At 48.3% G+C, this 12,398-nt stretch carries 14 protein-coding genes; 11 read left to right on the forward strand and 3 right to left on the reverse strand.

The genetic code is table 11. From position 1 onward, the window contains the following. Positions 1-46 precede the first annotated feature (46 nt). The 3 genes from cysN to AAGA79_RS13635 all read left to right on the forward strand — a co-directional run bounded on the left by cysN (position 47) and on the right by AAGA79_RS13635 (position 2,077). On the forward strand, positions 47-1,291 hold the full coding sequence (gene cysN / locus AAGA79_RS13625; RefSeq protein WP_411826360.1) for a sulfate adenylyltransferase subunit CysN: 1,245 nt from the start codon (positions 47-49) through the stop codon (positions 1,289-1,291). A 100-nt stretch (positions 1,292-1,391) separates the two neighbouring features. Further along, positions 1,392-1,883, forward strand: coding sequence for a hypothetical protein (locus tag AAGA79_RS13630; RefSeq protein ID WP_411826361.1), 492 nt, complete (start codon positions 1,392-1,394; stop codon positions 1,881-1,883). After that, on the forward strand, positions 1,880-2,077 hold the full coding sequence (locus AAGA79_RS13635; protein WP_411826362.1) for a hypothetical protein: 198 nt from the start codon (positions 1,880-1,882) through the stop codon (positions 2,075-2,077). The genes AAGA79_RS13630 and AAGA79_RS13635 overlap by 4 nt, the downstream gene beginning before the upstream one ends. A 226-nt stretch (positions 2,078-2,303) precedes the next feature. On the opposite strand, the gene AAGA79_RS13640 is transcribed toward AAGA79_RS13635, so the two are convergent. The 3 genes from AAGA79_RS13640 to AAGA79_RS13650 form a co-directional block, all read right to left on the reverse strand. Then, entirely contained in the window at positions 2,304-2,678 is a 375-nt protein-coding gene (locus AAGA79_RS13640) for a hypothetical protein (protein WP_411826363.1), read from the reverse strand. Continuing rightward, positions 2,678-2,845 (reverse strand): hypothetical protein, encoded by a 168-nt coding sequence (locus AAGA79_RS13645; protein ID WP_411826364.1) that lies wholly within the window; start codon positions 2,843-2,845, stop codon positions 2,678-2,680. The genes AAGA79_RS13640 and AAGA79_RS13645 overlap by 1 nt, the downstream gene beginning before the upstream one ends. A gap of 117 nt (positions 2,846-2,962) precedes the next feature. Next, complete coding sequence (locus AAGA79_RS13650) at positions 2,963-3,247, reverse strand: hypothetical protein (RefSeq protein ID WP_411826365.1); 285 nt, start codon at positions 3,245-3,247, stop codon at positions 2,963-2,965. A gap of 124 nt (positions 3,248-3,371) precedes the next feature. On the opposite strand from AAGA79_RS13650, the gene AAGA79_RS13655 reads away from it, so the two are divergent. The 8 genes from AAGA79_RS13655 (at position 3,372) to AAGA79_RS13690 (ending at position 12,393) form a co-directional block, all read left to right on the forward strand. Continuing rightward, positions 3,372-4,859 (forward strand): O-antigen ligase family protein, encoded by a 1,488-nt coding sequence (locus tag AAGA79_RS13655; protein ID WP_411826366.1) that lies wholly within the window; start codon positions 3,372-3,374, stop codon positions 4,857-4,859. 3 nt (positions 4,860-4,862) lie between these two features. Further along, complete coding sequence (locus tag AAGA79_RS13660) at positions 4,863-6,176, forward strand: flippase (protein WP_411826367.1); 1,314 nt, start codon at positions 4,863-4,865, stop codon at positions 6,174-6,176. A gap of 30 nt (positions 6,177-6,206) precedes the next feature. Next, complete coding sequence (locus tag AAGA79_RS13665; RefSeq protein WP_411826368.1) at positions 6,207-7,061, forward strand: FkbM family methyltransferase; 855 nt, start codon at positions 6,207-6,209, stop codon at positions 7,059-7,061. A 21-nt stretch (positions 7,062-7,082) separates the two neighbouring features. Beyond that, positions 7,083-7,985 carry a nucleotide-diphospho-sugar transferase gene (locus AAGA79_RS13670; protein ID WP_411826369.1) on the forward strand — a complete coding sequence of 301 codons (903 nt, stop codon included), beginning with the start codon at positions 7,083-7,085 and terminating at the stop codon, positions 7,983-7,985. A gap of 193 nt (positions 7,986-8,178) precedes the next feature. Then, complete coding sequence (locus tag AAGA79_RS13675; RefSeq protein WP_411826370.1) at positions 8,179-9,000, forward strand: class I SAM-dependent methyltransferase; 822 nt, start codon at positions 8,179-8,181, stop codon at positions 8,998-9,000. Positions 9,001-9,039: 39 nt separating this feature from the next. Further along, entirely contained in the window at positions 9,040-10,194 is a 1,155-nt protein-coding gene (locus tag AAGA79_RS13680) for a glycosyltransferase family 4 protein (RefSeq protein ID WP_411826371.1), read from the forward strand. A 50-nt stretch (positions 10,195-10,244) separates the two neighbouring features. Next, positions 10,245-11,204, forward strand: coding sequence for a glycosyltransferase family 2 protein (locus AAGA79_RS13685; RefSeq protein ID WP_411826372.1), 960 nt, complete (start codon positions 10,245-10,247; stop codon positions 11,202-11,204). 151 nt (positions 11,205-11,355) lie between these two features. Beyond that, on the forward strand, positions 11,356-12,393 hold the full coding sequence (locus tag AAGA79_RS13690; RefSeq protein ID WP_411826373.1) for a glycosyltransferase family 4 protein: 1,038 nt from the start codon (positions 11,356-11,358) through the stop codon (positions 12,391-12,393). Positions 12,394-12,398: the final 5 nt, after the last annotated feature.

The following is a 12,398-nucleotide window of genomic DNA, read 5'->3' on the forward strand; positions in this document are numbered from 1 at the left end:
TATTTTTTCCTGATCACCGCAAACTGATCAATTCCCACTTTATCCCATGGATCTTCTTCGTTTCACAACCGCCGGCTCAGTAGATGACGGCAAATCAACACTCATCGGACGTCTTCTCTACGATTCCAAATCCATTTTCGAGGACCAACTCGAAGCCATGGAGGAATCCTCCAGAAAACGTGGCGATGAAAACGTTAATCTCGCCCTCCTTACCGATGGCCTTAAGGCCGAGCGCGAACAAGGCATCACCATCGACGTCGCATACCGCTACTTCGCCACACCGAAACGTAAATTCATCATCGCGGATACCCCGGGCCACACCCAGTACACCCGCAACATGGTCACCGGCGCCTCCACCGCCAACGTGGCAATCATCCTCATTGATGCCCGCAAAGGCGTGATCGAGCAAACCAAGCGCCACTCCTTCATCGCGAACCTTCTCCGTATCCAGCACCTGGTAGTAGCTGTGAACAAAATGGATCTGGTCGATTACTCGGAGGAAGTCTTCAACACCATCGTCAAGGACTACAAGGAATTCGCTTCCCGCCTCGACAATGTCGTGGAAATCACAGCCATCCCGATCTCCGCACTCAATGGTGACAACGTCGTCGATAAATCCAAGCATATGGATTGGTACGAGGGCCCAACCTTCCTCTACCACCTGGAAAACATCTACGTCGGCGGCGAGGAAAATCACGTCGATGCACGCTTCCCTGTCCAGTGGGTCATCCGCCCGATGTCCGATGAATGGCACGACTTCCGTGGCTATGCCGGCCGCGTGGCCGGTGGCGTATTCAAGCCTGGAGATGACGTCACCGTCCTCCCATCCGGCTTCACCACTAAAATCAAAGCCATCACCACTGAAGCAGGCGACCTCCAGGAAGCCTACGCTCCGCAGTCCATCTGTATGACACTCACCGATGAGATCGACATCTCACGTGGAGATACCCTCGTGAAAGCGAACAACGTCCCGAAGGTCTCACAAGACATCGAGGCAATGGTCTGCTGGTTCTCCCCGCGCCCAATGGCCGCACGTTCCAAGCTCATCATCCGTCACTGCACCCAGGAGACCAAAGCAATCCTCCAGGAAGTCAAATATCAGGTCGATGTGAACACCCTTCACAAAATGGAAGACATCGAAAGCCTCTCCATGAACGACATCGGCCGCATTACCCTGCGCACCGCTACCCCACTCGTTCACGATTCATACCGTCGCAACCGGAATACCGGCTCTTTCATTCTGGTCGATCCCGGCACGAATGAAACCGTCGCCGCCGGCATGATCGTGTAGCCCCCTTTCCGGAGGGCGGCCCGACAATGGGCCGCCCTCCTCTTTTTTTCTCCCACAGCAGCCACCGGTTCAGGCAGCCTGCACCAAAAAACCTCCGTCCATGCAACTAGGCAGCGTCGAAGCCATCGTCCACGCTCTGAACACCGCGGGCGCCCGATACATCATCGTTGGTGGAATTGCGGTCAACGCCCACGGATTTGTCCGGATGACCAGGGACGTCGATATCGTCCTTGAGCTGAAGCGGGAAAATATTTTCCTCGGCCTGAACGCTCTCTTCGGCATCGGCTACCAGATCGCCATTCCCACCAGCCCGGAGGAATTCGCAAATCCGGATACACGGAAGCTCTGGCGGGAGGAGAAAAATATGATCGTTCTCAAACTGTGGAGTGATCAGCACAACCGGACACCCATCGATATATTCATCTACGAGCCCTTCGATTTCGCCAGCGAGCTGGAAAAGGTCTCAAAAATGGAATTGAGCCCCGGAAATATCGCCACCATCGTCTCATTGGAAAGCCTGCTCACCATGAAGCGGGAAGCTTCCCGTCCTCAGGACCTGTTTGATATCGAAGAACTTAAGCGAATCCCATGAATTCAAACCCGACCATAGCTCCGGATTGGAAATGGGGCACCCCCGAGGGCAGCCGGGAATTCGATCGCCTGAACGATCGCTCCCTCAACCTGAGGGAAATCATCCAATGGCTCGAAGAAGCCGAAACCCTTTCCCTCTCAATGCAAGCCTGCCGGGAGAAGCAAACGCCCACAAAATCCGCTCCAAAAGCCTAGCCCAAGGAGCGGCGTCGTTCCGGCGCCGGATAAGCCACCGCAGCAAAAACTCAAGCCTACAAGGACTACAGTCGCCTCCCGCTCACCGCTCACATAACTCCAATTTCAGCTTTCCACCGCCTCCACTTTTTTCTAAAAGAAAAGTCGCCAGCCCCAATTAAGGGACTGACGACTTGGGTAACACCACAAAGCGGCGCTTTCTGATCTAGGATTTCGACAGCTTGGATCAGTTGGCGTTCGCTTCGTCGGCCATTGCTGCTGACTTACGGGTCAAACCACTCTTCCTCTCGCTCTTTCGGACAAAACCAAAAGCGCGATACAACGAGCAATCATCACCATATCCCTGCGTTCCCCTCACGGAGTTCACAACCAGGGCCAGCATCTCGGAGGCAGCGTCATCGGCGATCAGCTTCTCAGCCTTCTTTCCGCTCAGCTTACTCTCAAGCGCAAGAATCTCATCACGCACAGTCAAAGGCGGCTCACTGGCCTCCACAAACTGCTCATAAGTCATTCCTGCGAAAACCGCATCGGGTGCCATTTCACGCCACGCGACGCGAAATCCCTCAATGCGATCCACAATCTTCGATGTAATTTTAGGCATTATATTTTTTCTTTTTTAAGTTTCAAAACGGGCTCAATGACCTCGACCTGATTGTCATCCAGTGATCCGTCCGGCAGCGTTTCCTTACCCTGCAAATGGATTTTGCGGAAACTCGACCAATTCGTCAATGGATCCGAACCCAGTTTCATACGAAGTTTAGAGCGCATATACTATATATGGTATATTTAGCCAAATACACTACTATATACGCCTCTTCGACACAGTTATCGCTGTTGGCGATTTGGTCATTCTTAGCAAAGTCGCCGATCTTATCGGAATAAATCTCAATTTTTCGCCGTAATCAGCGCATCTCCCTTTGGGATCGGCGCATCTCCCAAAGGGATCGGCGCATCTCCCAAAGGGATCGGCGCATCTCCCAAAGGGATCGGCGCATCTCCCAAAGGGATCGGCTCATCTCCCAAAGGGATCGGCTCATCTCCCAAAGGGATCGGCTCCTCTCCCAAAGGGATCGGCTCATCTCCCAAAGGGATCAGCCCATCTCCCAGAGGGATCAGCCCATCTCCCAGAGGGATCAGCCCATCTCCCAGAGGGATCGACCCGCTTCCCAAAGACCCAATAATTAGCCCGAATTCCAGAATTTATAGCGACGACCAGTCTCCGAACTGATCCTCTATAAGCTCGTCGACAATTCACTAGTTATCCCCAAGTATCCCGCGTCAAAACCTAAAAAATATGAACAGCAACAAGTTACTCAGCTTCATAATTCCAGTCGTTGCCATCATTTTCGGAATCTGGCTGATAGGCGAAACATCCGCACTCCCGGAGCGACTTCAGATCTTCGCCCTGGTGGCAGTGTTCGTACTGGCATTGATCTACCTGATCAAACGTAGCGTCCCATTTGATTTCAAGCTGATCGCACTCCTGATAGTCGGCTACGCATTTGCCGGAAAAGGTTTCGCCTATATCTCCCCTGCGGAGCCATTCTACATCGGTGAAATTGTCTTCTGCTGCGCTGGCTTGGGCTACATCATGAGACTCTACAAGGGAGCGAAAATTTTCCCGACTTTCAGCCACGTCATGATCATCACTTGGATGATAGTCGTAGGACTGTATCTCACCTCGGGATATGATCGATTCGGACTTGTGGCGATTCGCGACAGTGCCATAGGTTATTACGCGGCATTCGCCCTTTTCGGGTATACTCTTTTCCGACATAACGATCTCGACCACATCTTCGGGATAATCCTGAAAATCGCGATCTTCGCGGCATGGATAGGGAGTGCGGTTTATGCAGCACTAGGCCAGGCCGGACAGTTCGGCCTTCTGGAGGCGGCGAGCGTTATTTTCAGCCCCCACCCGGATGCATACCTTCCGCTCGTCGCGGCAGGTGGCATTTATTATCTACTAATCGGTATCCAGCAGAAAAAACTCCACCTCGCAGGCCTGGGTATGATACTACTATTCGCACTGATTGGCGCGAAGACAGCTGGAATCTTCTCTTTCGTTCTAGTAGGAGGCCATTGTATTCTGGTAGGAAAAAGAAAGGACCTCTTCCTCAGCATGGGTTTGATCATAACCATTCTAATGCTTGTCGTCGGGATACTTATCGCCGCTGGCGTAATTGAAAGCGGCCATATGCTCGAAGACAACGAGCACCTTGAGGCCTTTGGAGCTGGCGCAACAACATCAGGAACTACCGACTGGCGCATCGCTTGGTGGACCATCGTCTTTGAGGACGCCATGGCTATCAATCCCGTCTTTGGTATGGGACTTGGAAGCGATATCACATCGAGCTTTCTGGAGCAATATATGCGTATGGATATCCACTCCGTGGATGCGGCAACCTACGCCCGTTATCCCCACAACGTCTTCTTCACGGTCATTGGTCGCTTGGGGATAGCAGGTGTGACTCTGTTCATGTTCATGGTATTTACCCTCTACAGGACCTGCGCCAAGGTCACGCGCGCTGCCATTGCAGCACGTGATGAGGCAGACCGTACTGCCCTGCTCGCGATGCTCATATTTCTCGCAGGCCTGGCAAACGGTTTTGTACAAGCAACTTACGAAGTTCCTTACGGCGCTATCACTAACTGGTTCTGCCTGGGCTATGTCATCGCTTATTACCAGAATCAGCGGCAGCTGAGGCGGGCTTCAGCACCCGCCTTGCATGCATTCGGAAGAAATAACCACGTCACCCAGCCGCAAAACCCCGTGCTTTGATTGATGTATGCTAAATTAAAAAGCCTGACCGCAATCGGACGTAAACACGAGGGCTTCAGGAAATACCTGAAAAACACTGGTTGGCTCTTCGGAGGTCAGATGCTCAGACTGATCCTCGGCTTATTTGTCGGTGTCACCGTGGCTCGCCATCTGGGACCTTCAGATTTCGGCTTATACAATTACATTCTTTCAATCGTCGCACTTGTCACCGTTTTTGCTCAACTGGGAATTCAAAGTATTGCGCAAAGAGAAATGATCGCCCAACCAGAGTCGAAGAACAAAATTCTCGGCACCTGTTTTGTGATCAATGGTATCTCCGGGGTTCTCCTATACGCATTGATGCTCCTTATAGTCGTCTTAGGAAAAACACCCGAAGATCAAATTCCACTCTACGTCGTCCTTGGCGCGGGACTAATCCTTCTACCTTTCGAGCACATCGAAATGTGGTTTCAGTCACAGGTGCAGGCTCGACTCTCTGTGATTGCGTCAGTAATTACTATGTTGCTCTATTCTGGGGCAAAAGTCATCGCAATCTACGCCGGTTGGTCGTTACTTCCGTTTGCGGTAATCAGCTTTTTTGAAATATTGACCCTCAGTTTGATAAAAATTCGGTTTTACCAACTGAATTATGGAAGCATTATGGAATGGCGTCTATCGAAAGAACTCGCCGGTAACTTGTTAAAAGAATCATGGCCGGTGATGTTTTCCGCCCTAGCGATTACAATCTATATGCGAATCGACCAAATCATGCTTGGGAGCATGATGGGAAATAAGGCCGTGGGTGAGTATTCGGCAGCTACAAAGCTCAGCTCCATCTGGTACTTTGTGCCTATGTTGTTGGCCAACTCTCTATACCCATCTATCGTTAGAGCTAAGGAGAGATCAGAAGATCTGTATCTAAAGCGCCTCCGAGGCTTCATGGCCCTCAACTCGGCAATTGCCTACCTGATCATCTTACCGGTCACATTACTTTCTCCTTTCATAATAGTCTTACTCTATGGGAACCAATATCAAGCAGCAGCGTCGATCCTCACCATCCATGTGTGGGCATCCCTATTCGTCTTCACCGGAGTGTGCAGAGGTCAATATCTCTTGACTGAAAAAATGCATCGTTTCTCTCTTATATCTACATGCGTGGGCGCCGTAGTAAACATGACGATGAACTATCTTCTGATTCCATCTTACGGGGGCGTCGGAGCTGCTTTCGCTACGCTATTTTCACAGGCTGTAGCGGCATACTGGAGTAGCGCATTCATCCCAGGATCAAAACAATTATTCTGGATGCAAACAAAATCCCTATTTCTTATAGGCAAATAGAGTTAACTCCCACAATCATCCACTTAATAAATGCAACTGAAAATAAGCAAAGTTCTAGGCACTCTAAAATTTAATTTTTTACTTATCTACCGGAATGTCTTTGCCCGCGAGCAATTTTACAGATTCAACCAATTACTTTTCGAAGCCAGCATCAAGGGAATGGGCATTCTGAATTATGAGAATAGCAATGTGAGTGGAGAGGATCATTTGATCACTGTCACATTAAAGAATGCGGTCCAAAAAAATAATCCGGTCTTTTTCGATGTAGGAGCCAATGTAGGAGGCTACTCCGAAGCTCTTAAAAACAGTTTCCCTGCAGCAATAATTTACGCGTTTGAGCCTCACCCAAAAAATTTTGAGGCCCTACGTTTGAAAGCATTGGAGCATGTTATCATCAATAATTCCGCGGTTGGTGAAAAACCTGGCGAACTCACACTTTATGACCGCGCTGATTTCGACGGATCATCTCACGCTTCTCTATATTCCGAGGTAATCACCGACTTACATCATCAAGAAACTACGGAATCCCAAGTAGCAGTGATCACTCTCGATGAATTTTGTGAGGAACATCATATAACTGAAATCGACTACTTGAAAATCGATACCGAAGGGAATGAATTCTCCGTATTGAAAGGTGCAACCAGACTACTTGTTGAAAATCGAATTCGGTATATTCATTTGGAGTTTAATGAAATGAATGTCGCAAGTGGTGTGCACTTCAGAGACATTCGTAAATTACTTTCTAATTATGATTTATATCGCCTCCTCCCGAAAGGCATGGTCAAGGTAAGCGAATCACCTCTTTTTTCAGAACTTTATGCATTTCAAAATATAGTCGCCATTCCGCTCGACCAAGAACAACAAGGCGCGAATACATCGGAATAAGACTAATAGGAAGAAACCGAGATGAATTCCCCTATCCTTTTCCTGATCTTCAACCGCCCGGATACTACAACCCGTGTCTTTGAGCGAATACGCAGCGTTAAGCCGCCGCGTTTGTATGTCGCCGCCGACGGTCCAAGACCGGATCGGGAGGGCGAGGAAGCTCTGGTCATAGCCACACGGGAAATTGCCACTCAGGTCGACTGGGATTGCGAAGTCAAAACCCTCTTTCGCGATGGGAATCTAGGCTGTGGCAGAGCTGTCAGTGGAGGGATCTCTTGGTTCTTTGAACACGAAGAAGAAGGTATCATCCTTGAGGATGATGTACTGCCGGACGAGACTTGGTTTCCCTTTGTGGATGAAATGCTTGAAAGATACCGTGACGAGGAGCACATAATGGGTATCACAGCCATGGGGTACGACCTGCCTACAAAAGACCGTTCCAGCTATGCTTTCAGCATCTACAACCATTGCTGGGGATGGGCTAGTTGGCGAAGAGCCTGGCAGCATTACGATTACCTAATAAAGCAGTGGCAAGAACTCAGTAACACGAATTGGTTACTCCGGCTCGGAAGATACAATCCAGCGTTCTCCATATATTGGACCGACATCTTCAACAAGACAGCAGGAGGCAAGATCGACACCTGGGACTACCAGTGGACGTTTGCAGCTTGGGCTGCTGGAGGCTTGAGCATCCAGCCTGCAGCCAACATGGTCGAAAACATTGGCTTTGGAGAGGACGCCACCCATACCTTCTCAAACGATGACCTGCATGCCAAACTTATTACGCATCCCATTGAATCCCCCTTGGTTCACCCGGGCAAGATCACAGCCGATCATACACGTGATGCTTTTGCCTCAAGAAGACATTACGGAATTTCCTGGAAAACAGTACTTAGAAAATTGATCTATAGATGGAGAAAGTAACGAGTATTTCATCATGTAACCCTCAAGCTTTCCGGCATATCCTCCAACATGACGGTCCATGATTACGGGTGAGTGGGAATCACTCAAATAATATGATCCTCTACCAGGGAACCAATACGAACCATTACAACCGCCAAACCTTGTGGACAAGTTTACAAACAAAACGTATTTACCCACCTCACCGACTTCCAAAATGAAAAACACAACTCAAGCCATTTGCCCTATTGACGGTTCGCCAATGGAGGAAGCATTTGATGCTACGATCCTAGGTAAATACTGTGTCAGTTATTTTCGTTGTCCCCGCTGCTTGCTGCTTCAACCCGAGACGCCGCATTGGCTGGAAGAAGCCTATTCGAGTGCAATTGCCAGAACGGATGTCGGACTGGTGTCCCGTAATCGACAGAACTGGGAGATCCTCCGTCCGATTCTTCATCGGATTTTCCAGCCTGATGCGAAATTCCTCGATATTGGGGGTGGCTACGGTCTGCTATGCAGGGGGCTTCGTGACGAAGGCTTCGACTGTTACACGACCGATCAGTTCTGCCAGAATCTTTATGCTCAGGATTTTGAACCAAGAGAAGGCTTCAAAGCGGATGCCTTGTTCGCCTTTGAAGTCTTGGAGCATATTGCCAACCCTTTGGAGTTTATAAAAGACGCTTTCAGCACCTACGGCTGTAGGACTCTGATCTTCTCTACGCTCACTCATGCATCCGAAGAGGTCCCAGCCATGGATTGGTGGTATTATGCTTTCGAGACAGGACAACATGTCAGTTTATATCACGAAAAAAGCCTCCAAACACTTGCTTCAATACTTGACGTAAACCTTTGGAATCTGAGCGAAGGCTGGCATATCCTGACAGACAAGCAGCCAACCGGATTGGATCGCTTCCTGCTGCGCCCAGGAATTCTGATGAAGCTTTATTCCCCTTGGGTAAAGCGCAAACGCAGAAGATTTTCCCGACTCCAGGAAGACTACGACATGATTAAAAAAGATTTGAAGGATTCCAACGGTTGATCGCCCTTCCGTGGGCAGAAGGTGCCTTTGCTATACAGAATGTTTCTTCATACTCCATCACAGACGCCGGTGAAAATAGCAATGGATAGTGATTTCTTCACTTGGCAGAAATATGGCGGTGTAACTAGATATCTAGTGAAACTGGGGGAACAACTTACCGAAATGGGGCATGATGTGAAGATTCATGGACTTCTCCACGTAAACCGCCATCTCAGTGCTTCACAATTTGCCCTGACGCGCATGCACCATATCGATGCTTTTCCTAGGCTAACGAGAAGAATAACCCATCTTGCTGGGGATTTGCTCTCAGAAATGGAATTTAAATTGAATCCACCCGATATTATCCATGAATCCTATTACCCGAAAAGACCCATAGGAGGAAAAAAACTGCCCCGTGTCTGTACGGTTCATGACATGATCCACGAGTTGTATCCAGAAATATGGCCTAGCAATGACAGGACTGCTGAATTGAAACGTTCGGCGATTCTGCGCGCTGATGCGGTTATATGCGTATCAGAAAATACCCGCAAAGATCTAGTCAGACTGACTGGCATTGATCCGGAAAAGACCCACGTCATTCATCATGGATTCGAGTTGCCTGCAGAAAACACTCAACTGACTACTGAGGAAATTAGAATCATGGAAGACGCGACTTCCCACCCTTACCTCCTCTATGTTGGTAATCGCGATTTCTACAAAAATTATTCCGGATTCATCAGGGGACTTGCAGCCTCCGGTAAATCCGGGGATATCAGGGTGGTCGCATTCGGGGGCGGTTCCCTGTCCGCCAGTGAGTTGGCAGTAGCAACCGAATTGGGAATACCAGAGGGCCACATCAGGCAATTTGGAGGGAGTGATAACCTTCTCAGACAGCTTTATAGCGAGGCTGTCGCCTTTGTATATCCCTCGCGTTATGAAGGATTTGGCTTCCCACCACTGGAGGCTATGTCAATGGGATGCCCGGTATTGGCAAGTTCTTCGAGCTGCATACCGGAAATTCTAGGCGAGGCTGCTTTCTATTTTGATCCGGGAAAATCCGACGAAATAGCTCACGGCATCAGTCGAATCACAGAATCGAAGAGTCTCAGAGTTGAACTGGTACAAAAAGGTTATGACCGCATTAAAAAGTTTTCATGGGAAAAATGTTCCTCTGAAACATTACAGGTTTACCAAAATGCGATTGATTCCAAGTGAATGAACGAGACAAGCAAAATTACAGTTTTTGATAATTTCTTATTTCTACCATGAAGAGTCCTAGCCCACACCTTATTATTCCAGTTTATAATAGACGGAGTGTGACTTGCCGGTGCCTGAGGATGATTAGCCCATTACTCAAGAACGGCTGGAAAATTGTGGTGGTGGATGACGGGTCGACTGATGGAACCCGAGATGCAATCGAGAATGATTTTCCCGATGTGAAGACTTTGTCAGGCACAGGCAGCCTCTATTGGACCGGTGCAATGGAATTAGGCATGCGCTGGGCTTACGATAACGGTGCAAACTGTATGGTGTGGTTAAATGACGACGTAACGCTTGAACCTGTCGTCATTGAAAATATTGCCGCAAAGGCGATGAAACAGAATTGCGTCATATCAGGCCTAGGTTGCATATTGGACAACAAAGGGGATATAACTTCATACCATAGATTAACATATAGAGGCCTAGGCAAACTAGACCAACAGATCATAAGCGAACCTCCGCTAGATTTGATCGCAGTTGATGCGTGTCGGGGTAATCTAGTCGCATTCCCTAGAGATATTGTCTCGAGAATAGGATTTCCGGATGGCAGCAAAGTACCACACATGATGGGTGACTCAGACTATACACTTCGGGCGACAAAAGCAGGGTTCAACTGCTTTATCGACCCGGATTCTCCATTCATTGAAGAGTATGTCTATAGGGAAGACAACGATTCATGGCTTCTAGACTCTAGGACACCATTGAAAATCATCCGACAGACATTGAGCAAAAGGGGCGGACTCTACCCGAGATCTTTCCTGATTTTCTCATACAGGCACTGGAAAATGCAGGGCATTGCGAATTGCCTTAAAAGTTACTCGAGATTGATCATAATACTAACTATAAAATTAATCACTCCCCGTTCGCTAATTGAACGCATTTTTGCAAAGAAACATGTGCTCAATACCTCTGAACGGACTGCACCATCATCGGAAATTCAAAACCTTGACGGGAACTCTCGTTAAAAACCAACGCAGCTCTCTGAATTCGAAGATTTTGTAGATCTTCAACGAACAAAATCTTGCTGACATAATCCTTCGAATTTTTATGCCTTCTTCCACCCCGCAATACCGAGTAGATTGGATACCAGCCCATCCGAGTGCACGAGGTGTGTCGATGATGAGATATGCGCAGTTGCTAAACAGCGAACAGCGTCCTGAGGATCCATACACATGCGGCTTAATTATCGACCCTAAGATATGTAGAACTACGTATAGGATCAAAAAATACAGCAGCCGTAAGATATTCTACCCATGGCTTGTGGCCAACAAATGTAAACACAAGATAACTCATATACTCGATCATAGCTGGGCAGATATGATAAATTATATACCAGGAGGAAGTATGACTGTGGTGACTGTCCACGATCTGATTCCCCTTCGTTATCCAGAGGATCTTACAAGCAACCAACTTCAGCGGTTCAATAAAGTTGTCCAAAACCTCTCCAAAGCCGATGCTCTCATCGCGGTTTCTGAATACACTAAGAGTGAAATCATCAATTTATTAGGTATTCCGGCAGACCGCATCCATGTGGTCCCCAACGGGACATATACACCAACAGTTGCAAATATTACCCACGCGACCGTCCGAACAAAGCTTCCCGCTGGCCACGGAAAGTTGCTAATCGGTAGCGTCGGCAGCATTTTAAAAAGAAAAAATTTAGATATTCTACCTATTGCTTTAGGATTAGCAAAACGAAAATACGGAATTGATTTGGCTCTGGTAAGAGCCGGACAGATCCTCCCTTCTGAAATTTCAAATCGGATGCGTCAGCAGATTGGGGACGATAACCTTATCGAACTGGGGCACTTATCGGATGATGATCTTCAGGCATTTTATCACCAGATAGATCTCACTTTAGTTCCATCTCTCTACGAGGGATTTGGACTTCCGGTGATCGAATCCATGGCGCATGGTAAGCCTGTAATAGCGGCAAATTCATCATGCCTACCAGAAGTCGCCGGGGAATCCGCTATATACTTTGACCCCTATGATCCTCAGGACCTGGCTCTGGCCATATCTAAGCTTCATAGTTGCGAGAAATTAAGGACGGACCTTACAAAATCCGGGCTTCGACTTGCCGAAAAGTTTACGTGGAGGAAATCATTGGAAGGAGTTCACAACATTTACACTTCACTTCTAAACAATAGGTAACTCTT

It is taken from the genome of Luteolibacter sp. AS25, assembly GCF_046736275.1.
Lineage (GTDB): Bacteria > Verrucomicrobiota > Verrucomicrobiia > Verrucomicrobiales > Akkermansiaceae > Luteolibacter.

Coding starts and splice junctions, on each gene's coding strand:
- cysN (WP_411826360.1), top strand. CDS start 47: ATGGATCTTCTTCGTTTCACAACCGCCGGCTCAGTAGATGACGGCAAA.
- AAGA79_RS13630 (WP_411826361.1), top strand. CDS start 1,392: ATGCAACTAGGCAGCGTCGAAGCCATCGTCCACGCTCTGAACACCGCG.
- AAGA79_RS13635 (WP_411826362.1), top strand. CDS start 1,880: ATGAATTCAAACCCGACCATAGCTCCGGATTGGAAATGGGGCACCCCC.
- AAGA79_RS13640 (WP_411826363.1), bottom strand. CDS start 2,678: ATGCCTAAAATTACATCGAAGATTGTGGATCGCATTGAGGGATTTCGC.
- AAGA79_RS13645 (WP_411826364.1), bottom strand. CDS start 2,845: ATGCGCTCTAAACTTCGTATGAAACTGGGTTCGGATCCATTGACGAAT.
- AAGA79_RS13655 (WP_411826366.1), top strand. CDS start 3,372: ATGAACAGCAACAAGTTACTCAGCTTCATAATTCCAGTCGTTGCCATC.
- AAGA79_RS13660 (WP_411826367.1), top strand. CDS start 4,863: ATGTATGCTAAATTAAAAAGCCTGACCGCAATCGGACGTAAACACGAG.
- AAGA79_RS13665 (WP_411826368.1), top strand. CDS start 6,207: ATGCAACTGAAAATAAGCAAAGTTCTAGGCACTCTAAAATTTAATTTT.
- AAGA79_RS13670 (WP_411826369.1), top strand. CDS start 7,083: ATGAATTCCCCTATCCTTTTCCTGATCTTCAACCGCCCGGATACTACA.
- AAGA79_RS13675 (WP_411826370.1), top strand. CDS start 8,179: ATGAAAAACACAACTCAAGCCATTTGCCCTATTGACGGTTCGCCAATG.
- AAGA79_RS13680 (WP_411826371.1), top strand. CDS start 9,040: ATGTTTCTTCATACTCCATCACAGACGCCGGTGAAAATAGCAATGGAT.
- AAGA79_RS13685 (WP_411826372.1), top strand. CDS start 10,245: ATGAAGAGTCCTAGCCCACACCTTATTATTCCAGTTTATAATAGACGG.
- AAGA79_RS13690 (WP_411826373.1), top strand. CDS start 11,356: ATGATGAGATATGCGCAGTTGCTAAACAGCGAACAGCGTCCTGAGGAT.